This window comes from Caulobacter sp. AP07 (genome assembly GCF_000281955.1).
In the GTDB taxonomy this organism is placed as follows: domain Bacteria; phylum Pseudomonadota; class Alphaproteobacteria; order Caulobacterales; family Caulobacteraceae; genus Caulobacter.
Genome location: NZ_AKKF01000244.1, coordinates 1 through 21,634 on the forward strand (window position 1 = coordinate 1; position 21,634 = coordinate 21,634).

Annotated in this window: 21 protein-coding genes and 1 pseudogene; 17 read left to right on the forward strand and 5 right to left on the reverse strand. The window is 68.2% G+C overall.

The features are described 5' to 3' along the window. The 13 genes and pseudogenes from PMI01_RS26220 to PMI01_RS22000 form a co-directional block, all read left to right on the forward strand. Positions 1-515 (forward strand): annotated as a pseudogene (locus tag PMI01_RS26220) (hypothetical protein); the annotation flags it as partial. After that, positions 512-1,033: a hypothetical protein gene (locus tag PMI01_RS21945; RefSeq protein ID WP_007674400.1), complete on the forward strand. Its 522-nt coding sequence runs from the start codon at positions 512-514 to the stop codon at positions 1,031-1,033. The pseudogene PMI01_RS26220 and the gene PMI01_RS21945, both read left to right, overlap by 4 nt. Next, positions 1,030-1,434, forward strand: a complete 405-nt coding sequence (locus tag PMI01_RS21950) for a hypothetical protein (RefSeq protein WP_007674402.1) — start codon at positions 1,030-1,032, stop codon at positions 1,432-1,434. Before PMI01_RS21945 ends, PMI01_RS21950 begins: the two co-directional genes overlap by 4 nt. Before the next feature lie 62 nt (positions 1,435-1,496). Continuing rightward, a complete protein-coding gene (locus tag PMI01_RS21955; RefSeq protein WP_007674404.1) occupies positions 1,497-2,879 on the forward strand; it encodes a DUF4139 domain-containing protein in 1,383 nt (460 codons plus the stop codon). 221 nt (positions 2,880-3,100) lie between these two features. After that, positions 3,101-4,642 (forward strand): DUF4139 domain-containing protein, encoded by a 1,542-nt coding sequence (locus PMI01_RS21960; protein WP_007674407.1) that lies wholly within the window; start codon positions 3,101-3,103, stop codon positions 4,640-4,642. A gap of 27 nt (positions 4,643-4,669) precedes the next feature. After that, on the forward strand, positions 4,670-5,197 hold the full coding sequence (locus tag PMI01_RS21965) for a TIGR00645 family protein (RefSeq protein WP_007674409.1): 528 nt from the start codon (positions 4,670-4,672) through the stop codon (positions 5,195-5,197). Between the two features lie 57 nt (positions 5,198-5,254). Then, positions 5,255-6,031 (forward strand): transglutaminase-like domain-containing protein, encoded by a 777-nt coding sequence (locus tag PMI01_RS21970; RefSeq protein WP_007674411.1) that lies wholly within the window; start codon positions 5,255-5,257, stop codon positions 6,029-6,031. Positions 6,032-6,422: 391 nt separating this feature from the next. Next, positions 6,423-7,292 carry a hypothetical protein gene (locus PMI01_RS21975; RefSeq protein ID WP_007674414.1) on the forward strand — a complete coding sequence of 290 codons (870 nt, stop codon included), beginning with the start codon at positions 6,423-6,425 and terminating at the stop codon, positions 7,290-7,292. 24 nt (positions 7,293-7,316) lie between these two features. Then, positions 7,317-8,306, forward strand: a complete 990-nt coding sequence (locus PMI01_RS21980; protein ID WP_007674416.1) for a DUF2971 domain-containing protein — start codon at positions 7,317-7,319, stop codon at positions 8,304-8,306. 364 nt (positions 8,307-8,670) lie between these two features. Then, positions 8,671-9,390 carry a hypothetical protein gene (locus PMI01_RS21985; protein ID WP_051990012.1) on the forward strand — a complete coding sequence of 240 codons (720 nt, stop codon included), beginning with the start codon at positions 8,671-8,673 and terminating at the stop codon, positions 9,388-9,390. Between the two features lie 7 nt (positions 9,391-9,397). Next, entirely contained in the window at positions 9,398-10,423 is a 1,026-nt protein-coding gene (locus tag PMI01_RS26580) for an AlbA family DNA-binding domain-containing protein (RefSeq protein ID WP_081497729.1), read from the forward strand. A gap of 452 nt (positions 10,424-10,875) precedes the next feature. After that, the gene (locus tag PMI01_RS21995; protein WP_007674421.1) at positions 10,876-12,540 is read left to right on the forward strand and encodes a choline dehydrogenase; all 1,665 of its coding nucleotides are present in this window, start codon (positions 10,876-10,878) and stop codon (positions 12,538-12,540) included. A gap of 47 nt (positions 12,541-12,587) precedes the next feature. After that, entirely contained in the window at positions 12,588-13,535 is a 948-nt protein-coding gene (locus PMI01_RS22000) for an aldo/keto reductase (RefSeq protein ID WP_007674423.1), read from the forward strand. 109 nt (positions 13,536-13,644) lie between these two features. On the opposite strand, the gene PMI01_RS22005 is transcribed toward PMI01_RS22000, so the two are convergent. Continuing rightward, a complete protein-coding gene (locus PMI01_RS22005; protein WP_007674425.1) occupies positions 13,645-14,193 on the reverse strand; it encodes a PAS domain-containing protein in 549 nt (182 codons plus the stop codon). Positions 14,194-14,378: 185 nt separating this feature from the next. Between PMI01_RS22005 and PMI01_RS22010 the strand changes: the two genes are divergently transcribed. Next, entirely contained in the window at positions 14,379-15,281 is a 903-nt protein-coding gene (locus tag PMI01_RS22010) for a hypothetical protein (protein WP_007674427.1), read from the forward strand. 212 nt (positions 15,282-15,493) lie between these two features. Here PMI01_RS22010 and cysE read toward each other — a convergent pair whose 3' ends face one another. Both cysE and PMI01_RS22020 read right to left on the reverse strand, forming a co-directional pair. Next, positions 15,494-16,324: a serine O-acetyltransferase gene (gene cysE / locus PMI01_RS22015; protein ID WP_007674428.1), complete on the reverse strand. Its 831-nt coding sequence runs from the start codon at positions 16,322-16,324 to the stop codon at positions 15,494-15,496. Positions 16,325-16,427: 103 nt separating this feature from the next. Continuing rightward, complete coding sequence (locus PMI01_RS22020; protein WP_007674430.1) at positions 16,428-17,051, reverse strand: NUDIX domain-containing protein; 624 nt, start codon at positions 17,049-17,051, stop codon at positions 16,428-16,430. 76 nt (positions 17,052-17,127) lie between these two features. Between PMI01_RS22020 and PMI01_RS22025 the strand changes: the two genes are divergently transcribed. Then, complete coding sequence (locus tag PMI01_RS22025; protein WP_007674433.1) at positions 17,128-17,742, forward strand: nitroreductase family protein; 615 nt, start codon at positions 17,128-17,130, stop codon at positions 17,740-17,742. A 176-nt stretch (positions 17,743-17,918) separates the two neighbouring features. On the opposite strand, the gene queF is transcribed toward PMI01_RS22025, so the two are convergent. After that, positions 17,919-18,374, reverse strand: a complete 456-nt coding sequence (gene queF / locus PMI01_RS22030; RefSeq protein WP_007674435.1) for a preQ(1) synthase — start codon at positions 18,372-18,374, stop codon at positions 17,919-17,921. Positions 18,375-18,464: 90 nt separating this feature from the next. Here queF and PMI01_RS22035 point away from each other — a divergent pair, with 90 nt between their 5' ends. Beyond that, entirely contained in the window at positions 18,465-19,268 is an 804-nt protein-coding gene (locus PMI01_RS22035) for an SDR family NAD(P)-dependent oxidoreductase (RefSeq protein WP_007674436.1), read from the forward strand. Positions 19,269-19,524: 256 nt separating this feature from the next. Continuing rightward, entirely contained in the window at positions 19,525-20,265 is a 741-nt protein-coding gene (locus tag PMI01_RS22040; protein ID WP_007674437.1) for a TorF family putative porin, read from the forward strand. A 77-nt stretch (positions 20,266-20,342) separates the two neighbouring features. Here PMI01_RS22040 and PMI01_RS22045 read toward each other — a convergent pair whose 3' ends face one another. Continuing rightward, entirely contained in the window at positions 20,343-21,599 is a 1,257-nt protein-coding gene (locus tag PMI01_RS22045) for an MFS transporter (protein WP_007674438.1), read from the reverse strand. Positions 21,600-21,634 lie beyond the last annotated feature (35 nt).

Sequence of the window (21,634 nt, forward strand, 5' to 3'; positions counted from 1 at the left end):
TGGCGCCCGCCGCCGGTGCGCCGCCGTCATCCCCGACGCACCGCGCGCCGCCGCGGGCCCCGGCGACCGTCCCGGCCCCGGCCCCGGCGGCGACGCCAGGCCCGTCGTCGGAGCGCCCGCCGGCCCCGGCCCCGTCGTCCGGACAGGGGCCATCTTCCGAACAACCGCCGGCCGAGCAGGCCGCGCCGACCGACGAGCCGGCGCCCTACAACCCGCTCGACACCTACTCCTTCTACCTGACCGCCCTGTTCATGGCGTTCGGCCTGGTGGTGATCCTGCTGCAACTGGCGGCCATGCGCCGGATCGCGAACATCACCGCCGACGAGATCGCCCGCAACTGCGCCATCACCCTGGTCGTGGTGGCCTCGGTGGCCCTTCTCGTCTCGGGTTACAGCAGCCAGCAGGTGGCGCCCGCCTTCGGGCTGTTCGGCACCATCATCGGCTACCTGCTCGGCAAGGCCGGGGCCAAGGAAACCAGGCCGAAGGATCCGGAGCCGCGGGAGGCCCAGCCGTGACCCGCCGGCTCGCGGCGACCGGCCTGCTGGCCCTGGGCGTCCTGGCCGGCTGCGCGCCGTTCCGCGCTCCCGACGCGACCCCGGAACACGTCGAGACGCGGCCGGAGCCAAAGACGTTCGAAGAGTTGACGAGCCTTCAGGACGCCATGCTGGCCATGTGGAAACTGCCCAAGGCCGAGCGGGAGGCGATCCTCCCCACGTTCCGGGGCTATCAGACCATCGCTCCGGGCTCCGCGCCGTCCTGGCTTCCGATGGCGCGCCGGGTCGAGATCCGCAATCCGACCGACCAGCCCCTGACGCTTTCGCTGTACTACGCCACCCCGGATTGTAGCGCCAAGACGCTGGTCGTTCCGGCCAGGGGCAAGGTGTCGACGCCCCTGTGCCTGAAGATCGCCCGGGTCAGGATCGTCGACAACGACCCGACGATCGCCGCCGGATGGCTCCAGGCGAAGAACTGCTACGCCCTGGGCCGCTGGGACGGTCCGCCGCGCTGGGCGCTGGACGCCTGTTCGTCATGAGCGACGAGCGCCTGAATCTCGCGCCGCCGAGCCTGGAGTCTCTCACCACCTGGGGCGTGCTGGTCGGGACGGCGGTGGTCGCCGTGGCGGTGGTCGCGATCACCGCCACGCCCGGCCGGATCGCCGCCATGCGCACGAACGGCGGCTATGTGCTGGTGGACAACCGCACCCGCAACAGCGTCGTCATCCACGCCACCACGGGCGACGGCCGGCTCTGCGGCAAGGTGAAGGTGGCGGCCGGCAACCGTGGACGGACGCCCGTCTGCGGCCGCGAGACCGACCTCTTCGTCGTCGGGCGCGGCGTCCCGACCCCGGATTCGCACATCGTCGCCGCCCAGAACGGCGTCTATCAGGTGCGCTGGAGGAACGGCCTCTCCATCGAACAGCACGAACCCTACTGACGCCCACTCGACTTCCCGGCGACCGCATGAAACCTTGAGCGCAACCTCGGGAGGCGCTCTTCATGTTCCGTCACGCTTTGCTGGCCACCGCCGCCCTTGTCGTCGCTGGCGCGGCCCCCCAAGGTCAGGCTTGGGCCCAGACCGCCCCCCGGCTGTCGGTGACCATCTACAACGACAACCTGGCCCTGGTGCAGGACCAGCGCGACATCAACCTCGCCGCCGGCCGCCAGAAGCTGGAGTTCAAGGACGTCTCGGCCGCCATCCGCCCCGAGACCGTCAGCCTGTCGGCGCCGGGCCTGTCGGTGGTCGAGCAGAACTTCGACTACGACCTGCTGACCCCCGACAAGCTGATGGAAAAGGCGGTCGGCCGGCAGGTGAAGATCGTCCGCACCAATCCCGGCGACGGCAAGGAGACCACCGAAACCGCCACCGTCCTGGCCGCCAACGAGGGCGTGGTGCTGAAGATCGGCGACCGCATCGAGGTGCTGCGCGACGACGGCGTGCCCACCCGGGTGATCTTCGACAAGGTGCCCGAAACCCTGCGCGCGCGCCCGACCCTGTCGGTGACCGTCGAGGCCGACAAGGCCGGGCCGGCCCCGGCGACGCTGAGCTACCTGACCACCGGCCTGTCGTGGAAAGCCGACTACGTGGCGATGTTCGACGAGGCCAAGGGCGCGCTGGACCTGCAGGGCTGGATCACCCTGGGCAACCAGTCGGGCACGGCCTTCGTCGACGCCGAGACCCAGCTGGTGGCCGGACGGGTCAACACCCTGGCCAACCGAGGCTACCAGCAGCCCACCCGGTCGATGCAGCAGGCCGGAACCGAGAGCAGCGATCGGGAGCGGATCGCCGACTACTACCTCTATCCCCTGCCCCACCGCACGACGATCGCCGCCAACCAGAACAAGCAGGTCGGCTTCCTCAGCGCCCAGGGCGTGGCGGCGAAAAAGGTCTACGAGATCCGCGAAGGCTGGTTCGCCAGCCAGGCCGAGCCGAAGGCGGCCACCGTGGCCATCCAGTTCAGCAACGCCAAGCTAGCCGGCCTGGGCGACCAGCTGCCGGCCGGCGTCATGCGGGTCTACATGCGCGACAAGGCCGGCGACCCGAAGTTCATCGGCGAGAACGCCGTGGGCCACACCCCGGCCGGTTCGGAGCTGTCGATCAGGACCGGCGACGCCTTCGACGTCACCAGCCAGGCCACCCTGGTCAGCGACACCAAGGTCTCCAAGACCCGCTCGCGCTACGCGATGAAGTACCTGGTCCGCAACGCCCGGCCCCAGCCGGTGACGGTGGAGCTGCGCCAGGGCGGCCTGTGGCGCGACGGCGAGGTCAAGGCCGAGAGCCTGGCCAGCCGCCGCATCGACGCCCGCACCCTGGGCTGGAGCGTGCCCGTCCCCGCCAACGGCGAGACGACGCTGACCTTCACGGTCGAGACGGGGTGGTGAAGGACTCCTTCTTCGCCTCGACGTGCTCCTTCCTTCTCCCCTTGCGGGAGAAGGTGGCCTCCGCAGGAGGTCGGATGAGGGGTCGCGCCGCCCCGTCCGGCAAACTCTCGAAGCCAACCCGTAATCGCCCGTCGCCCCCTCATCCGTCGGCTACGCCGACACCTTCTCCCACAAGGGGAGAAGGAAGGCAGGAGATCGGCCTCGCCCTCGCCGCGGCTCTCATGTTCTTTTCCCCCGCCTTCGCCGACACCATCGCCTCGACGGCCCCCGACAAGGTGGCCGTCACCCTCTATCGCGGCGACTCCGGTCCGTTCCAGGCGCTGGACGACTGGCAGCGCGAGCAGGCGATGGCCAAGGGCCTGATCCTGGTCACCGAGACCCGCACGGTCTTCCTGCCGGCCGGCCGCCACACTCTGCGCTTCGACGGGGTCGCCGACGGGCTGATCGCCCAGAGCGCGGCGGTCGAGGGCCTGCCGGGCGAGGCGGTCGAGCGCAACTACGACTACGCCCTGCTCAGCCCCGGGACCCTGCTGGAACGCTCGCTGGGCCAGTCGGTGAAGATCGTCCGCACCAACCGCAAGACCGGCCGCCAGAGCCAGGAGGAGGTCGTCCTCCGCCAGGGGCCCGACGGCGTGGTCCTGCAGACCGCGACCGGCGTCGAGGCCCTGGGCTGCTCGGGCGGTGTCGAGCGGCTGGTCTTCGATAGCGTGCCGGCCGGCCTGTCCGACAAGCCGGCCCTGTCGACCCTGATCGACGTGCCAGCGCCGACGCAGGCCACCCTGACCCTGAGCTACCTGGCGATCGGCGTGAACTGGCAGGCCGACTATGTGGCGCGGATCAATCCGGACGGCCGGACCCTGGACCTGACCGGCTGGCTGACCCTGGTCAACAGCGGCGGAACCAGCTTCGCCGACGCCCCGACCCAGGCCGTGGCCGGCAAGCTGGCGCGCGAGACGGTCGAGGCCAACCGCGGCGAGGCCAAGGCGATCTCGCGCCAATGCTGGCCGATGGATACCACCACCCATGGCCGGTCGCCACCGCCGCCGCCCGCACCGCCGCCGCCACCCGCGCCGATGATGGCCAGGGCCGGCGCGATGGCCGACGGCTTCGTCGAGGAGATCGCGGTCACCGGCAACCGGTCCAAGCTGGCCGAGCAGTCGGACCTGGGCGACTACAAGCTCTACACCCTGCCCGAGCCGGTCACGGTGGGCGCGCGCCAGACCAAGCAGGTGGCCTTCCTCGACCAGAAGGCCGTGTCCTTCCAGCGGCTCTATGTGTTCACGCTCGACGCCTCGGCCGACTATGACGACCCCGAAGGCCCGGAAGCGGCCCGGGTGACGCTGCGCCTGGAGAACAAGCCCGGCGACGGCCTGGGCAAGCCGCTGCCGTCCGGCGCCCTGGCGGTGATGGAGACGGCCGGCGGCCGCCCGGCCTTCGCCGGCGAGCAGGCCATGCGCGACGTCGCCGTCGGCCAGCCGTTCGACCTGGCGATCGGCGAGGCGATGGACGTCCAGGTCCGGCCGCGCCTGGTCTCCGAGCAGGGCCGCCGCAAGGGCGGGACCCGCCGCACCTACGAGGTCGACCTGACCAACGCCAAGACCGCGCCGATCACCGTCGAGCTGCGCCTGCCGTCCGACCTGGACAACTTCAAGCTGGTCTCCGAACCTGGCCGGCACGACGTCCGCGAGGGCGCCCTGGCCTGGCGTTTCGCGCTGCCATCTGGCGGCCGCAAGACCGTGCGCTATGTGGTGGAGTACGACTAAACCCCCGAGCGAGCGACAAGGCGACCGATGAAGAAACCGATCCTGGAAGAGTGGCTGGAGCGCGGCCTGTTCGCCTCGCGCTGGCTGATGGCCCCGTTCTATGTCGGGCTGGTCGTCTGCCTGGCCGCGCTGATCGTGGTGTTCTTCCAGGAGCTGGCGCACGAGCTGCCGCGTCTGCTGTCGATGAAGCCCGAGGACGCCATCATGCTGTCCCTGTCACTGATCGACCTGTCGCTGGCGGCCAACCTGCTGGTGATCGTCATCCTGTCCGGCTACGAGAACTTCGTCTCCAAGATCGATCTCGCCGAGGGCGCCGACAAACCCGAATGGATGGGCACGGTCGACTTCTCGGGTCTGAAGATGAAGCTGATCGCCTCGATCGTGGCGATCTCGGCCATCGCCCTGCTCAAGGCCTTCCTCAAGCTGACCGAGCCGGAGGTCGCGCTGGATCAGCCGCGCCTGATGTGGCTGGTCATCGTCCACCTGTCGTTCGTGGTCTCCGGCGTGCTGCTGGCCGTGATGGACTATGTGAACGGGAAGGTGGAGAAGCACTGACGCCGGCTTGAACCTTCACCCCGGCGAGCCGCTTTGACGGCTCACCGGGGAACCGCCATGCGCGTACGGATCGAAGCGCGGCTCGACTACGATTTCCCCCAGCGCGTGGAGTCGCTGCTGCAGATCGAGGTCGCGGTCGCCGACGACCAGACGGTGGTCGAGGAGCGGCTGAGCTTCACGCCCCCCGTGGCCTTCACCCGCCGCGACGACCCGGCCACCGGCGAGCGCCGCGTGGCCTTCACCTGCCAGGGCCGGGTGGAGATCGCCTACGACGCCACCGTCGAGATCGCCGCCCGCGACATGGACCTGGCCGGCGCGGTCCAGCACCCCATCGCCGACCTGCCGGTCGAGACCCTGCCCTATCTGCGCGGCAGCCGTTACTGCCCCTCCGACACCTTCGAGACCATCGCCGACCAGAAGTTCGGGACCTCGCGCGGCGGCGACCGCGTAGCCGCCGTCGCCGCCTGGATCGCCGACCACCTGGAATACCGCCCGTGCAGCGACGCCCGCACCACGGCGCTGGAGACCTATGTCCGGCGGGCCGGCGTCTGCCGCGACTTCGCCCACCTGGCCATCACCCTGTGCCGGGCCGGCGACATCCCGGCCCGGGTGGCCAGCGTCTATGCCCCGGGCCTGCAACGGCCCGATTTCCACGCCGTGGTCGAGGTGTTCGTCGGCGGCCGCTGGCGCCTGCTCGATCCCACCCACCTGGCCCCGGTCGACGGCCTGGTCCGCATCGCCTACGGCCGCGACGCGGCGGACGTGGCGTTCCTGACGATCTTCGGATCGGCGACGATGATGGCGCAGAGCGTGGCGGTGACCCGGGTGGGGTAGGTGATCCTGCCCCAACGGCGCCCGCTGTTGGCGCAGGTTGGAGGTGGCTGGTTAAGTCACTGAATTTTGACAACCGCCAAATCATACAGCTTGGCGATGCAACTTAACTCTGTCCTTTCAGCGCAGCTTCCAACTTAGAACTGTCCCCACGATGCGCTTGCCCTTGCCGACGCCGGCGTCGTCGTGGCTCCGAGGTCAGCCTTTCGGCCGCATCCCAGTTTCCGCTTTCGACCCAAAGGCAAGGGCGCCCGATCCAATATGCTGCCTCGAGCGGTGTCTTCGCCGGGGTGTTCCCTGGCTCGTTGAACAAACGCGGAACTCGCAAGTTGCGAGGCGCCAGCTCGCCCGCCAGAATAGCGGATGATCAGGTCAAGCTTCGAGAGGGGAGACGATGGACGCGGATGCGCAGGGCGTGTTGGCAGCGCTAGGGCTGGGAGCCGCGATTGGCAAGCTGGCCACCAGCGGAACGGTTGGGAAGGCGCTTATTGAGCCGACCTTGTCGCCCCTGGGCCGATTGGCCAACGCCTGGGGCGAGCATTGGCTTGCGCGCTTTCATCCCAAGCAGCGCGAGAACGTGAAGCGTCACGCGATCAAGGCGGTCGAGGTCCTTGGCGAAGAGGCGTTCATCCAGGTCCTCGGCGAACCCAGCATCGTTGATTGGGGAGAGGGCGTTTCGCGCGTCGGCCCCGACGATGACGAACTGGCGCGAATTTGGCTGGCCGCGCTCGCGAGCCTGCATGCCGGCGGGCGTCGCCGGCAGGCGCTGTTGTCCGTCGCAAAGCAGATGAATGCAGATGAGGCAGAGGCCTTCGAACGCCTGGTGGTGAGCCGCCATCGTCCCGGCAAGGGCTTTCCCGTGCCGCCGGCGCCGCTGTCCACATGGCTCCGCGACACCTTCACGGCCGGCCCCAGACGGCAAAAGCGCTTGGAGGAGCAAGCCCACCACGAGCGCTTTGTTCAACTGGGACTGACCCAATCGCTACCTGTGAGATTGCTCGCGAGCGGGGGTCTGAAGCTAGCTGGCAGCTTCACGGTCATCTTGGGCATAACCTGGTGGATCGTGGAGCGAATTTGGGGAACCGTTGGCGATCAGCCCTATCAGGTCACTATGGGGATGTTGGGCTTCGGTTGCATCGTCAGCGCTTCGGGCGCGGCTCTGCTCCTTGTGCAAAAGGTCATCAACCAGCCGGAATTCACTCGGCTTGGGGACGAGCTTGGAACCTGCATCATCGACTTGAGGGCGCGATCGGTGGGGCGATAGGCCTGGGGATGGAAAGGGAGAGCCATGGTCAACCACGATAGACGGCCTAACCGGGTCTATAAGTACCGTCCGTTCAACAACCTGACCGTCGACCAGCTGATCAGCGACCATCTCTTCTTCGCTGCGCCGAGCACCTTCAACGACCCGTTGGACTCCCGACCTAAGCTGAGGACCGATATCGGCTCGGCCGAACTCGAACCGCTGCTCCATGCCCTGGTGCGCGAGCGCGTCGCCAAGCAGATGTCGGCTGCGGCTCAGACCATCAAGTACAAGGGGCCGCGCACGCAGGACCACATCGCCAACCGTAGTCGCCGGGAGGCCGATCGTGTCGTCGACGAGGTTCGCTACCAGGCCGAAAACCCGGATTTGCAGGGTGGCGACGCCTTTCAATACCTTCTCGGCTCCGAGATTGAGCGTGAGCTCTTGGCCAGATACGACAAAGGCGTGGTGTCGCTGGCCGAACGCGCCGATTGTCCCTTGATGTGGAGTCATTACGGCGACCAGCATCGCGGTTTGTGCGTCGGTTACTCGATCCCAGACGACAGCGTCGAGCAATTGCGAAGGGTGGAGTACGGCGGCGGTCGACTGATCGCTGCCAGCCAGGTAGCGGCCATGGTGCTTGATAGGGATGCGGCCGCCGCGCGCGCGGTCGATGATGCAGTTCTTCTCAGGAAGGCCAGGGAGTGGCGCTACGAGCGCGAGTGGCGACTGATTGGGCCAAGGGGGCTTCGCGACACGCCGTTGGAGTTCGAAGAAGTCGTCTTTGGGCTCCGCTGCGACACCGCAGTGGTCTATTCGGTTGTCCGGGCGCTGTCGGATCGCCATCGCCCCGTGGCGTTCTTCGAAATCAACGAGCGGTTCGACAGTTTCAAGCTCGTCAAAAGCAAGCTGGACACTGGCGAAATGAACGTGCGCTACCCCCGTCGGTCACGGGATATCCGGGAGGCTTTCGCCGACTTGGACATTGAGGCGCTGGTCGCCGACGGCGCGGTCCTGGTGGAAAGCCAAGCCTAACCACGCACGCGGTCTCGGCGGCCTGAAGGCGCGCGCCTGAAGAACTGCGCACGAACTTGGCTCTGCGGACACGCCGGACCGTCTGGTCGTCGCTTTCGACGTTCGTTGTTGGTCTGGGTCGTACACCGAGGTTGGCATCGTCGCGTCGCCGCCGTAGCACCCCTCACGCCAGTTCATCCTCACCCGAGGATTTCGGCTGCATATTTGAGAGTGCCCCCAACCGCTTTTCAACGGCCCTTCTGAACCAGAATGGCCCAAGGGCACGATTGATGCCGAGCTTGGCAAACCGGCTCTCTCGAACCTCTGGCGAAACTCGCCACCGCCAGCTGATCTCGCGGGCGCTGATGAAATCTGTTCCCCAACCTTGATCGGCGCGGATCACACGATCGCGGTCAGTATCGCGGGCTTCTCGAAAGATGCTGAGCTGGTCGCGGCCCGCACCGGAATTTCGCTTCGGAAGGTGTCCGAGCTTCTGGTCGATGATCTCGGCCCACTCCTCGACCTAGGGATGGTCATCTTCTGGCACAAAGCGTGCGCCCTAGCGGGCGCCGGCGTCAGGATGCCCCGGCCAGGCGACGAAGCGGGCCCGCCACCTCAGCGGATCGACTACCACCTGCCCCACGACGTCGACCTCTTCGCCGCCATCTTCAAGGACGAGGCCGCCGACTCAAGCTGGTCCCTCAATGACGTGTGGCATGAAGTTCAGAAAGCCCTCGATCCATTTGGCGAGATCGAAAAAGGCGAGCCCCCCGTCGTCAGGACCGCGCGGATTGCCTATCCCGAAACAGTCACCGTCGAGACACCTGACGGACCCCAGCCCTTGGCCGAACTTTACCTTGGCATGGCGATGTGGATCGAGCCGGAGTTCGTCACCGCCAGGGACGCGCTGAAGGTCGATTATGCTAGCCTGGCGGGCGGCTCGCTTCAGCGCATTGAGTTCAGTTCGGCTCGAACCCATGACTGGCGGCTTTCGCTGCAAGCGCCAGCCGGATCGAGCGACATTGCAGATCTGCGCACCGGCGGAAACTGGCCAGTAAACGCTTCCGAGCGTTCGCCCGACGCCCCCGAGCGCAACCAGGATTGAGCGCATCATGATCGAACGCCCGCTGGACCAGATCACTCTCGACGATATCGAAGCGCTTGTGACGTTTCAGCGGAGCGAGAGCAGGACGCTGGATTTCAAAGAGGCTTTTCCATCCGGCGACCACAAGGGCGTGCGGGATTTCCTCGCCGACGTGACGGCATTCGCAAACACCGACGGCGGCGACATCGTCATCGGCGTGCGCGAGGACAAGAACGGCGTGGCGGCAGAGGTGGCGGGCATCGGTCGGACCGGTCTCGACCAGGAACTGCGCCGCATCGACGATCAGTTGCGCTCGCTAGTCGACCCCAGCGTACCAAGCTTCAAGGTTCGGGAGTTGCAACGACCGGACGGCAAGTCCGTCCTCGTCATCCGCGTCGGTGCTAGCCTGATCGCGCCCCACAGGGTGGCGCACGACAAAAGCAGCCGGTTCTACCGTCGAGCAAACCGGAGCAATTTCGAGATGAGCACGACTGAGATCAGGCAGGCGTTCGCGGCATCGCGGGATTTTCCGGATCGCATCCGAGACCTCCACCATAAGGCCGTCGCTGCGATCCGGGGTGCCGACATGCCGACACGTATCGTCGCTGGTCCAACCCTTGTAGTGACGATCGCGCCTCTATCGGTTCTGCGAGAGGCACGGGACATCCGCGTCACGCGAGACTACGCCGTGCTTCCACCGGATCCATCCGGCGGCATTCACTATGTAGTCGGCCTGGAAGGCCTCATCGTCCTCGTGGACCTCGATCAGGCGCAGGGAGCGCGGGTCGTGGTCGGTCAACCATCGACTTGGCTACGTCGATCTGGCGTGGGCGATAGGGAGCAAGTTCCAGGGCAAGGACCTCGTGTTCCCGAAGAAGGTCGTCGACTACCTGCCCGGCGCCGTGATCAGCGCCATCGCACGGCTGCGTCCGCACGGGATAGAAGGTCCCTGGATTGTCATGGCCAGCGTGGAAGGCGTCCAAGGTTTTCAGATGGTGCTGGGCGACGGCTATCCGGTTGGCCCGGCGTGGCGCAATTCGGCTTACCTCGGTGAGGTCGTCGATGATGCGATGGGCGAACAAGCGGTGCAGCCGCTCATCGAAAGCTTCTGGCGCCTGTTCGGCGTGGACAAACCACCCAAGCTTGAGCGGTAGGGTTGTTCCGCGGCCGTGGAACTCGCGGCTATTCGACCCTGGCCGCCGTCGTCCGATGAAGTGGGCCTCAGCCCCTGGTTCGACCGAGTGCTGATGTCGGCACAGCGGTCCAACAGCGCCTCGAACTGTTCGGCGTCCTCGAGGAAATCCGCCCAGCTACGGCCCCTTCTAAGGTCAGCGATGAGTCAGAACGCGGCGTGTTGCGAGCGATTTGCAAAGTTGACAATGCAAGCTTGAATCAGGGTCATCTCTAACCTGAACCAACACCCGCCAAACCCTCTTGCCCGCCGCGAAAACCCGGACCACTCTCTGTCTTAACAACGATAACATTCCAGGGAGGCGACGTCGGGCCATGTCCACCGCGCGCTACGACTACGTCATCATCGGCGCCGGTTCGGCCGGCTGCGTCCTGGCCGCGCGCCTGACCGAGGACCCGGGCGTCAAGGTCCTGCTGCTGGAGGCCGGCGGCAAGAACACCTCGCTGCTGGTCAAGATGCCGGCCGGGGTCGGCGAGCTGATCAAGGCCAAGGGCGACCAGAACTGGGGCTTCTGGACCGAGGCCGAACCGCACCTGAATGACCGCAAGCTGTGGTGGCCGCGCGGCAGGGGCCTGGGCGGCAGCTCGGCGATCAACGGCATGATCTATATCCGCGGCCACGCTCGCGACTACGACCAGTGGCGGCAGATGGGGCTGTCGGGCTGGTCCTATGCGGAGGTCCTGCCCTATTTCAAGCGTTCGGAAAGCCACCACGCCGGCGGCGACGCCTATCACGGCGGGTCCGGCCCGCTGCACGTGTCGCGCGGCGAGTCCAAGAGCCCGTTCTACGGGGCCCTGGTCGAGGCCGGACGCCAGGCGGGCCACGCGGTGACCAAGGACTTCAACGGCTACCAGCAGGAGGGCTTCGGTCCCTACGACCTGACCATCCGCGACGGCCAGCGCTGCAGCGCGGCGGCCGCCTACCTGAACCCGATCCTGGCCCGCCCGAACCTGACCTGCGTCACCGAGGCCCGCACGACGCGAATCCTGGTCGAGAACGGCAAGGCGATCGGCGTCGAATACGTGGTCGGCCAGGGCGGTGAAAGGCAAGTCGCCCACGCCGACGCCGAGGTCCTGCTCAGCGCCGGGGCGGTGCAGTCGCCGCACATCCTGCAACTGTCGGGCATCGGCGATCCGGACGACCTCAAGGCCCACGGCATCGCCACCGTCCACGAGTCCAAGGGCGTCGGCGCCAACCTGCAGGACCACCTCGACGTCTGCCTGTCGTGGACCACCCGGGGCCTGACCACCGCCTATTCGGCCAACAAGGGCCTGCGGAAGCTGGGCACCGGCCTGTCCTACATGCTGCTGGGCAAGGGCCTGGGCCGCCAGCAGTTCCTGGAATCGGGCGCCTTCCTGAAGTCGCGGCCCGACCTGGACCGCCCCGACCTGCAGATCCACGGCGTGCTGGCGATCATGCAGGACCACGGCAAGACCCTGATCGAGAAGGACGGCTTCACCCTGCACGTCTGCCAGCTGCGTCCCGAGAGCCGCGGCAAGGTCGGCCTGCGCTCGGCCGACCCGTTCGACGATCCGACCATCCTGGCCAACTACCTGGCCGCCGACGAGGACCGCCGCGCCCTGCGCGAGGGCGTGCGCATCGCCCGCGACGTGGTCGCCCAGGCGGCGCTGGACCCCTATCGCGAGGCCGAGTACGCGCCGGGCGCCGACGTCCGGAGCGACGCCGAGCTCGACGCCTGGATCCGCGCCAAGGCCGAGACCATCTATCACCCGGTCGGCACCTGCCGGATGGGCGCGACGGGCGACCCGCTGGCCGTGGTCGACGGCGAACTGCGGGTGCAGGGGATCGCGGGCCTGCGGGTGATCGACGCCTCGGTGATGCCCACCCTGATCGGCGGCAACACCAACGCCCCCACGATCATGATCGCCGAGCGGGCCTCGGACCTGATCCGGGGCAAGACCCTCGCCGCGCCGATCGACGTGCCGGTGTTCGAGGACGGAAGAGCCGCCGCCGCGTGACCCTCTCCCAAAGGGAGAGGATTCAAGACAAGCGAAGGACACTCCCCATGAACCACCGTCCCCTCGGCCGTTCCGGCCTGTCGATCGCCCCGCTGGTGTTCGGCGGCAATGTCTTCGGCTGGACGGCCGACGAGGCGATGTCGCATCGGCTGCTCGACGCCTTCGTGGACGGCGGCTTCAACGCCGTCGACACCGCCGACGTCTATTCGGCCTGGGTCCCGGGCCATACGGGCGGCGAGTCCGAGGGCGTCATCGGCCGCTGGCTGAAGGCGCGGGGCAGGCGCGACGACGTGCTGGTGCTGACCAAGGTCGCCATGTGGCCGGCCCAGCCGGGCCTGTCGGCGGCCAACATCGTCTCGGCGGTCGAGGGCTCGCTGAAGCGGCTGCAGACCGGCCACATCGACCTCTACCAGGCCCACCAGGACGACGCCGAAACCCCGATGGACGAGACGCTGGAAGCCTTCGACCGGCTGATCAAGGCCGGCAAGGTGCGGGCGATCGGGGCCTCGAACTTCACGCCGGGCCGCCTGGGCCAGGCCCTGAAGGTCTCAGCCGACGGGGGCCTGGCGCGCTACGAGACCATCCAGCCGAAGTTCAACCTCTATGACCGAAACGAGGTCGAGGGCGCGCTCGACGTCGTGACCACCCGGGAAGAGATCGGCGTCATCCCCTATTACGGCCTGGCCGCCGGCTTCCTGACCGGCAAGTACCGCACCCAGGCCGACCTGGAAGGCAAGGCGCGCGGCCGGACGGTGGCCCGGGACTATCTCAACGCCAAGGGCCTGAAGGTCCTGGCGGCGCTGGACGAGGCCGCCAAGGCGGTGTCGGCCACCCAGGCCCAGGTCGCCCTGGCCTGGATCATGGCCCACCCGTCGGTCACCGCCCCGATCGCCAGCGCCACCAGCATCGAGCAACTGACCGAGCTGATGGGCGCCGCGCGGCTGGTCCTGCCCGCCGAGGTGATTGAAAAGTTGAACGCCGCCGGCGCGGCCTAGACCGTGGAAATGGGAAGGGGTCGCTTTCCAGCGCCCCCTTCCCATCAACGGCGCGCCCCCTGCGGCGCGCCGTCCTTTCCGCCCCCCCGGACGGAAAAGCTCGATGTCGTCAGGCGATCCGCCGCCCGTGCAGCGTCGCCAGCCGCAGGCGCGGCGATTCCTCGTTGGCCGGACCCAGGCTCCGGATCGCGCGCACGCCCAGTTCCGAGGCCGGACGGCCCATCAGTCGCTGGATCATGGCGATCGGCTGGTAAAGACCAAGCAAACGGTCGGTCTGGCCGTCCATGCCGGTCATCGGCGCGAACAGCACCTCCATGCCGACCGATGGGACCCCGACGGCGCGGATGTCGGCGGTGACCACCACCGGCTCGCCCCGGCGGCGCGCGACCTCCAGGGCCGACTTGACCTCCAGGCGATGCGACAGGGCCCAGAGGCCCAGGGCGTCCTCGCCGCGCAGGTCGCGGGCGTGCAGGTCGGTGACGAAACCGCCGGCCAGGCGCACCGGATAGCGGCCCACCCCGTCGCGCCCCAGGATGAAGACCTGCGGCAGAAGGTCGAGGAAATCACCGGGATTGACGCTGGCGCGGGTCGGCACGGCGTCGTTAACGGCCCGGCCACGCCAATAGTCTATCAACCGTTGTGTGCTTGGATGGAACATCGTCGTTCCCCTCGCGGCTCGCTCCGCGGTCCTTTTCGACCGCATCGAGCTTGCAAGGAGAATCGGACCAGGCCCCGGACCGTGCCGTCCTGGGACAGTTGTCCGGTGGAACGGCGAACATGGCGTGGTTCTTGCTTGGCCTTCGGCCACGCGCGACGCCGACGAGTTGTGAAGGGGATACGCTGATGCAGGCGCCGAAAATGACCTTGCCCAAGCTGGTGCTCAGCCTGGCCGCCGGACTGGGCGCGCTGGTGCTCGGCGGGGTCGCCTACGCCCAGTGCTGCTCGCCGCCGCCGCCGCCCTGCTGCGCGCCGCCGCCCGCACCGCCGCGTCCGCCCGCCCCGCCGCCCGGCTGCAACACCTGCGGCGGCGGTCACAACGTCAACATCCCCGGGATCAACATCCACGTCGGCGGCTCGATCGTGGTCAACGCCAACGCCAGCGCCTCGGCCGTCAGCAACGCCTCGGCCGGCTCCAGCGCCGGCGCGGGCGCCAGCGCCGGCTCGACCGTCTATTACGGCGGCGGCACGCACGGCGGCTACTATTCGGGTCCGGTCTCGACCGGCTACATCCAGGGCCTCAATGTCGAGGGCGGCGAAGCCCGCCGTCGCGCCGCCTACGAGGCCACCCGCACCAGGTTCAAGCGCGTGGTCATCCGCGCCGTCTGCCTGGACGACCGCGACATCCCCCACCCCGCCTCGCAGGTCACCCCCGACCGCGACATCGACAGCGGCTACGACGGCGAGCTCTATCGCTGCATCGCCGGCTCGCGGATGCAGTACGTGGTCGGCGCCTATGAGGGGATCAGCGACATCAATTCGGGCGGCGAGACCTATCTCTGCGGCAAGAACGAAGCGCTCTACTACGCGCCCGGCGCCCAGGGCGGCACGGTCGCCTGCCGTCCGCAACGCCCGGCCCGCGACTGCAACGAGCGCTCGCTGCTGCGCCGCTACGGGGCTGGCGTGAAGATCCTGACGATGCTCACGGTCGAGAAATACACCGCCTATCGCGAGGAGACGGTCCGCGAGTCGAGCATGTCGGGCATGAGCCTCAGCCTCGACGGCGGCGTCGGCGGGGTGGTGTACTAGGGCGCCCTGCGGGATCAGGAACGCGGAAGGGCCGCCGCGAGGCGGCCCTTTTCATATCCGGTCCGGGCCCTATGCGCCTTCCCTTCCCCTCGTGGGGAGGGTGGCCCCGAAGGGGTCGGGTGGGGTTTGATGACTCAAGGCGCCCTGCACCGGCCCCCACCCGTCGGCTTCGCCGCCACCCTCCCCGCAAGGGGGAGGGACGCGCCGCGAGCCTAGATCACGTAGTCGTAGACCACGTCGGCCAGGGTGTGGTCCATCGTCCTGGCCGGCTCGTCGCAGGTCGGGCAGTTGACGATGCGGGCCGGGACGCCGGCGGCCGTGCAGTGCGGCGGAACGGGCTTGAGCACCACCGAACCCGAGGCGATCTTGGCGTATTCGCCGATGGTGATGTTGCCCAGCACCTTGGCGCCCGCGCCCAGCAGCACGCCCTTGCCGATCTTGGGGTGGCGGTCGCCGCGCTCGGCGCCGGTGCCGCCCAGGGTGACGCCGTGCAGCATCGAGACGTCGTCGCCGACCACCGCGGTCTCGCCGATGACGATGCCGGTGCCGTGGTCGATGAACACGCCCTGGCCGATGCGGGCGGCCGGATTGATGTCGACCTGGAAGACCTCGCTGGCCCGGCTCTGCAGGTAGAAGGCCAGGGTCTCGCGGCCCTGGCTCCACAGCCAGTGCGACACGCGATGTGTCTGGAGGGCCAGGAAGCCCTTGAAGAACAGGAACGGCTGGACATAGCCCTTGCAGGCCGGATCGCGCTCGAACACCGCGATCAGGTCGGCCTCGGCGGCGGTCACCAGGGCCGGGTCGCTGTCGAAGGCGGCGGCGGCGAACTCGCGGACAGTCATGGCCCGCATTTCCTGGTCGCCCAGCTTGCGCGCCAGCTGGAAGGTCAGGGCGTCGGCCAGGTTGTCGTGGCTGAGGATCACCGCATTGAGCAAGGACGCCAGGGCCGGCTCGGCCTTGGCGGCGTGTTCGGCCTGGTTGCGCAGCGCCGCCCAGACGGGGGGCGTGGCGTCTTGCGTCACGACTTCGAGATGCTTGGCCACCGGGATCTCCCTCTTGCCTCACGACACAAGAGCATCTTTTTAGGAAATGCTCCAGTCCCACAGCTCTGACGACTCACGCGCGGAACCGTCCGCCGTCGCCGCCCTACCCCAGGACGCGCCTGACCAGATCGGCCGGCAGCTCGCCCCTGACCGCCATATGGTGCACCCGGAGCAGTAAAGCCACCGTCAAGGAGTCCGGCATGTGTCCGGCCACCGCCGCGTCGAGGGCTTCGCCGAACGGAACGCGGGCGATCGCCAGGTCCTCGGTCTCGTCCGGGGCGGTCGCCGTGGGGGTCAGGCCCAGGGCCAGGAACCCGTGGCAGACCTCGTCGGTGATCGAGTTGGAAAGCTCCATGACCAGAATCGGGCGCCAGTCGGCGGCCTCCAGCCCCACCTCCTCGGCCAGTTCGCGCCTGGCGCCGTCCAGCGGCTCCTCGTCCAGCGGCGCGCCGCCCTCGGGAATCTCCCAGCTGTAGTTGCCGTGCGGGAAACGGTTCTGGCCGACCAGCGTCACCGTGCCGTCGTCGTGCAGCGGCACGACGCCGATCGCCCGGTTCTTGAACGCCACCTTGCCGTACAGGGCCGGACGGCCGGTCGGGGCGACGGCCTGGTATTCGGTCAGGGTGATCCAGGGATTGTCGTAGACGACCTTCCCGCCGTCGGCGCCCCAGGGCTGGCCGTGCGGCTTCAGCCATTCTGGCTTGGGGCTGGCGGGTTTATTGGACATGCGAACGACTCGCGACTTGTGGCGACCGGAACGCGGCCATAGGTGTGCAGGCTTAGCGCGCTTCCTGGAGGTCGTCTTGACCGGTTCCGTTCCCCTTGCCCCGCAATTTGGCGACATCCTGCCGATCGAGCCCTCGCCGGCGGTGCTGGACTTCCTGGCCAAGCGCCGGTCGGCCTCGGCCATGACCCTGACGGCGCCCGGTCCCGACGACGCCCAGCTGGCCGACCTGCTGCGCCTGGCCGCCCGGGTTCCCGACCACGGCAAGCTGTCGCCCTGGCGGTTCGTGATCCTGCGCGGCGCGGCCAAGGACGCCTTCGCCGCCAAGATCACCGCCCTGGCCGACAGCCAGGCCAATCCGGCCAAGGCCAACGCCGCCCTGCGCAAGCTGACCCGGCCGCCGGTCGCGGTGGCGGTGATCTCCCGCTACCTCCCCGGCGAGATTCCCGAGTGGGAGCAGCGCCTGAGCGCCGCCGCCGTCTGCCAGCAGATGCTGCTGGCCGCCGCCGCCATGGGCTGGGGCGCCAACTGGATCACCGACTGGTATTCCTATGACCCGCGCGGCCGCGAGATCCTCGGCGTCGAGGCCGGCGAGCAGGTGGCGGGGTTCCTGTACCTGGGCACGGCGACGGAAGCCCCGCAGGAGCGGGCCCGGCCGGACGTGGCGGCGATCACCAGCGTGTGGACAGGGTAACGCGATCACCTTCCTAAGAACCGTCATCCCGGGCCTTGTGCCCGGGAGCCATGGTTCAGTTTACACGGGAAGCGCTTTGGCGCGCTGACGCGCCACTCCTCCGCACTTGCGGCGGACAGATGGGTCCCGGGCACAAGGCCCGGGATGACAGTTGAAATGGAAGGGCTAAACCCTCCTCACCCCCGCCCGCGATACGGCGCGACGCCCTGTTCCGGAACCCACAGCCCTTCCGGCGCCGGGCCGGTCTGCCAGAACACGTCGATCGGGATGCCGCCGCGCGGGTACCAGTAGCCGCCGATCCGCAGCCAGCGCGGCTGGGCGATCTCGACGATCTTGCGGCCGATCCTGACCGTGCAGTCCTCGTGGAACGAACCGTGGTCGCGGAAGCTGGTCAGGTAGAGCTTCAGCGACTTGCTCTCGATCAGCCAGTCGCCGGGCGCGTAGTCGATGACCAGGTGCGCGAAGTCGGGCTGGCCGGTCACCGGGCACAGCGAGGTGAATTCCGGGGCCACGAAGCGGGCCAGATAGGTCACGTCGCTCTGCGGGTTGGGCACGCGCTCGAGGACGGCCTGGTCGGGGCTGGCGGCGGGGCGGACCGCCTGGCCTAGCTGGGTCACATGAAGTTCGGTCATGGGCGGGATTTAGGCCTCGCGGCTTGGCGAGACAAGCGCGCGCGGTGTCGCTATCGTCGCCTCAAACAAACGTTTAGGCGGAGACGACAGATGAGCGGACGCGATTTCGACGGCTTCACGGTGGTGGTCACCGGCGCCTCCACGGGCCTGGGACGGGCCATGGCTGTGGAAACCGCGCGGCGCGGCGCGGCCCTGGTGGTCGTCAACTTCGCCCGCAGCGCCGAGGAAGCCGAAGAGACCGCCCGGCTGATCGCGGCCGAGGGCGGCAAGGCCGTGCTGGTGCAGGGCGACGTCGCCCAGGACGCCGACTGCCGCAGGATCGCCCAGGCGGCCGCCGCCTCGGGCCGTATCGACGCCCTGTTCAACAACGCCGGGATCACCAAGTTCGCGCCCAACCACGCCGACCTCGACGCGGTCACCGCCGAGGACTTCCTGAACCTCTACGCGGTCAATGTGGTCGGGGCCTTCCAGATGGTGCGGGCCGCCCGCAGCCTGCTGGAGGCCGCGCCCCAGCCCGGCGCCGTGGTCAACACCGCCTCGATCGCCGGCGTCGTCGGCAACGGCTCATCGGTGCCCTACGCCGCCTCGAAGGGCGCCCTGACCACCATGACCCTGTCGCTGGCCCGGGCCCTGGCGCCCAGCATCCGGGTCAACGCCGTCTGTCCCGGCTTCATCGACACCCCGTGGTTCGGCAAGGCCATGGACGCCGAGCGGGTGGACCGTCTGCGGGCCGGCGCGGCGGCCGCCACGCCGCTGAAGGTGGCCTCGACCGCCGAGGATGTCGCCGGGGCGGCGGTGTTCCTGGCCTCGCCCGCGTCGCGCCACGTCACCGGCGAAACCCTGCTGGTCGACGCCGGTTTGCACCTGGGCGGGGCGAGTCTGGCGATGCGCTAAAGCCGCAGGTAAAGCATAAACAAACCAGACCTCGACACTGTGGCGCCCAGCGTCAGTTCTGAAGCAAAATCGTCACACTACGCCCAAACTTTGCACCGCCGAGCGCGTTTCTGCTGGCGATTTAACCAGCAAGATTGCAACAAGGGCGTTACCGACAACTACTCCCGTTGTGCCCAAACACGCTTGCAGGCGTCGCTGGACGTCGAAGGCTCCAAAACCCTTCGAACGGCAAAACAGAGATAAGGGGATAGAACACATGAAATTTTTGAAACTGGCGCTGGTCGCCGCCGCCGCTTCGGTCGCCATGGGCGGCGCCGCGATGGCTGAAGAACTGAAGCTCTCGTACAATGTTGGCGTGGCCAGCGACTACATCTTCCGCGGCACCAGCCAAACCCTGGGTGATCCGCAAGTGTTCGGTGGCGTCGATGTGACCTACGGCCTGGGCTATGCGGGCGTCTGGGCTTCGAACGTCGACTTCGGCACCAACGATCCCTCGACCGAGATCGACGTCTACGCCGGCGTGAAGCCGGTGATCGGCGACATCAACCTCGACCTGGGCGTGATCTACTACGGCTATGTCGACGACAAGGCCCCGAAGACCACCCCGCCGGTCGCTTCGCCCGGCTCGTTCAGCTACGTCGAAGTCAAGGCCGCGGCCTCCAAGGCTTTCGGTCCGGCCACCCTGGGCGCGGCCCTGTACTACTCGCCGGAATTCCCGCTCGATGGCGGTGAAGCTCTCTATTACGAGCTGAACGGCGCGGTTCCGATCGGTGAAAAGCTGACCCTGAGCGGCGCTGTTGGCCGTCAGACCGTCGACACCCCCGGATATTACGGCGGCGGTCTGGGCAAGAGCTACAACACCTTCAACGTCGGCGTCTCGGCCGCCGTCACCGACCACCTGACCGCTGACCTCCGCTATTCGGACACCAGCAAGCACGAGTACGGCAACGCCGTGTTCGGCAACGCCTTCACCGCTTCGCTGAAGGCCGCGTTCTAAGCCTGAAGCCCACGACCGAGACGAGCCGCCCCGACCCCGGTCGGGGCGGCTTTTCTTTTGGCCGTCGCCCCCCGAGGTCAGGCCGTCGCGCGCGCCGTAGGCGGCCGCATGAACAGCGCCGCCACGAACACCACCGCCGTCACCGCCGCGAACAGCTGGAAGGTCGGGGTGAAGGTCCCCAGGCGGTCGCGCATGAAGCCGCCGATGAACGGTCCCGCCGCCGACACCGCCCCGATCAGGCAGGTCAGGGAAAACAGCTCGACATTGTTGCGGCGGCCGAAATAGTTCAGCAGCAGCAGGCTGACGGCCAGCACGGTCAAGCCGAAACCGACGCCGACGCCGACCGCGTACAGCACCAGCAGCGGCGTGCTGTCGGCCCGGGCCAGGGCCAGCAGGCCGATGACCAGCAGCCCCTGGGCGAAGACCAGCAGCCAGCGCGGATCGACGCGGTCGCCGATCGCCCCGCCGCCCAGCCGCGCCACCACCTGCATCAGGCCTTCCAGGCTGAGCATGCCGGCCGCCACCGCGCCGGCCACGCCCAGTTGGGTCAGGTGGGCCTGGGTCAGGCTGGCGGCGCTGATCCCGGCCAGCAGGTGGCTGAAATAGGCGGCCAGCAGCACGTAGAACTGCGGCGTGCGCACGGCGTCGCGGACGCTCCATTCGTGGTCGGTGTGATAGACCTTGCCGGGGATGACGCCGGAGGCGTGTTGAGCCCTGGCCTCGTCGTCCAGCACCTTGTCCAGCGCCGCCCCGGCCTGCTCCAGCCAGCGCGGGCCGCCCACGGCCACGGCGCAGACCAGGCCGACCAGGCCCACCAGCACCGCCTGCAGCGCCCAGTACAGCCGCCAGTCGTTGTGGGTGGCCCCCAGGATGCTCACCACCATCCACGGCCCCGCCACCCCGCCCAGGGCGCCGAAGGTGAAATAGATCCCGAACGGCAAGGCCCGCTGCTTGAAGATCGCCGACAGCACGTGGGTGCCGGGGATCAGGGCGGCCATCTGGAAACCGACCCCGCACAGGGCCGTGCCCAGGAAATAGATCGGCAGGGCGTGGACCCGCGACAGGCAGGCCAGGCCGCCGGCCATCACCGCCACCCCGACCAGCACCGTGCCGCGCACCCCGATCCGGCGGATCAGCAGAGCCGGCAGCCACGAGGACAGGCCGGTGAACACTCCCAGGATCGAGAAGCCCAGGAACGCGTGCTCCCAGCTCCAGCCCAGCTCCGGGACCATGGCCGGGATCACCACGCCCAGCGACGAATAGGTCGCCGCGGTGATCAGGAAGAGCAGCAGGCTGAAGGCGGCGACGAGGAGCCAGGGGCGGATAGCGGTCATTGTTACCTCTGAAACCCTCTCCCGGAGGGAGAGGG

Excerpts from the sequence above, each read along its gene's own strand:
- PMI01_RS21950 (WP_007674402.1), top strand. The coding sequence starts at position 1,030 with ATGAGCGACGAGCGCCTGAATCTCGCGCCGCCGAGCCTGGAGTCTCTC.
- PMI01_RS21955 (WP_007674404.1), top strand. The coding sequence starts at position 1,497 with ATGTTCCGTCACGCTTTGCTGGCCACCGCCGCCCTTGTCGTCGCTGGC.
- PMI01_RS21960 (WP_007674407.1), top strand. The coding sequence starts at position 3,101 with ATGTTCTTTTCCCCCGCCTTCGCCGACACCATCGCCTCGACGGCCCCC.
- PMI01_RS21965 (WP_007674409.1), top strand. The coding sequence starts at position 4,670 with ATGAAGAAACCGATCCTGGAAGAGTGGCTGGAGCGCGGCCTGTTCGCC.
- PMI01_RS21970 (WP_007674411.1), top strand. The coding sequence starts at position 5,255 with ATGCGCGTACGGATCGAAGCGCGGCTCGACTACGATTTCCCCCAGCGC.
- PMI01_RS21975 (WP_007674414.1), top strand. The coding sequence starts at position 6,423 with ATGGACGCGGATGCGCAGGGCGTGTTGGCAGCGCTAGGGCTGGGAGCC.
- PMI01_RS21980 (WP_007674416.1), top strand. The coding sequence starts at position 7,317 with ATGGTCAACCACGATAGACGGCCTAACCGGGTCTATAAGTACCGTCCG.
- PMI01_RS26580 (WP_081497729.1), top strand. The coding sequence starts at position 9,398 with ATGATCGAACGCCCGCTGGACCAGATCACTCTCGACGATATCGAAGCG.
- PMI01_RS21995 (WP_007674421.1), top strand. The coding sequence starts at position 10,876 with ATGTCCACCGCGCGCTACGACTACGTCATCATCGGCGCCGGTTCGGCC.
- PMI01_RS22000 (WP_007674423.1), top strand. The coding sequence starts at position 12,588 with ATGAACCACCGTCCCCTCGGCCGTTCCGGCCTGTCGATCGCCCCGCTG.
- PMI01_RS22005 (WP_007674425.1), bottom strand. The coding sequence starts at position 14,193 with ATGTTCCATCCAAGCACACAACGGTTGATAGACTATTGGCGTGGCCGG.
- PMI01_RS22010 (WP_007674427.1), top strand. The coding sequence starts at position 14,379 with ATGCAGGCGCCGAAAATGACCTTGCCCAAGCTGGTGCTCAGCCTGGCC.
- PMI01_RS22020 (WP_007674430.1), bottom strand. The coding sequence starts at position 17,051 with ATGTCCAATAAACCCGCCAGCCCCAAGCCAGAATGGCTGAAGCCGCAC.
- queF (WP_007674435.1), bottom strand. The coding sequence starts at position 18,374 with ATGACCGAACTTCATGTGACCCAGCTAGGCCAGGCGGTCCGCCCCGCC.
- PMI01_RS22035 (WP_007674436.1), top strand. The coding sequence starts at position 18,465 with ATGAGCGGACGCGATTTCGACGGCTTCACGGTGGTGGTCACCGGCGCC.
- PMI01_RS22040 (WP_007674437.1), top strand. The coding sequence starts at position 19,525 with ATGAAATTTTTGAAACTGGCGCTGGTCGCCGCCGCCGCTTCGGTCGCC.
- PMI01_RS22045 (WP_007674438.1), bottom strand. The coding sequence starts at position 21,599 with ATGACCGCTATCCGCCCCTGGCTCCTCGTCGCCGCCTTCAGCCTGCTG.